At 48.3% G+C, this 551-nt stretch carries 1 pseudogene; it reads right to left on the reverse strand.

From position 1 onward, the window contains the following. A pseudogene (locus JCM17471_RS13180) lies at window positions 1-551 on the reverse strand (IS30 family transposase); the annotation flags it as partial.

Genomic DNA, 551 nt, shown 5'->3' on the forward strand with positions numbered 1-551 from the left:
TCAAGCTAAGTGGAACATCTCTGACCAGAAGACTTCCAGTGAAGATTTCCATCCGAACATCTTGCGCGGCCGGGTATTGATTTGCCACACCATTCGGTTGATTTCTTCGTCTGTGATCGTAGCGATGTCTGTTCCCTTGGGAATATATTCCCTGATCAATCCATTTGTATTCTCGTTGCTTCCTCTAGCCCAAGGTGCGTGGGGATTGGGAAGTAGAATTCCACTTGATACTGGTCCGTGAGCTCTCCATGCCGTCCAAACTCTTTTCCTCGATCAGGAGTGACTGTATGCAGAATTTCATGTGGGATCTTTGCGAACATTGCTTTCAATGTTTCAAGCACGGGCAAAGCCTTCCTACCTGTGGCTCTTTGCGCTAATAACAATCGGCTACGTCGGTCAATCATAGTGACCAGAACGTCACCACCGTCCCGGCCAACGACAGTATCAAGCTCCCAGTCACCAATGCGAGAACGTATATTAGCTGCTGAGGGTCTCTCAATCAGCTTGTGTGAAATCGGAATCTTGCCTCGTTTCTCGACGTAGCCTTTCTT

The organism is Lacticaseibacillus saniviri JCM 17471 = DSM 24301 (assembly GCF_001311785.1).
GTDB classification, from domain to species: domain Bacteria; phylum Bacillota; class Bacilli; order Lactobacillales; family Lactobacillaceae; genus Lacticaseibacillus; species Lacticaseibacillus saniviri.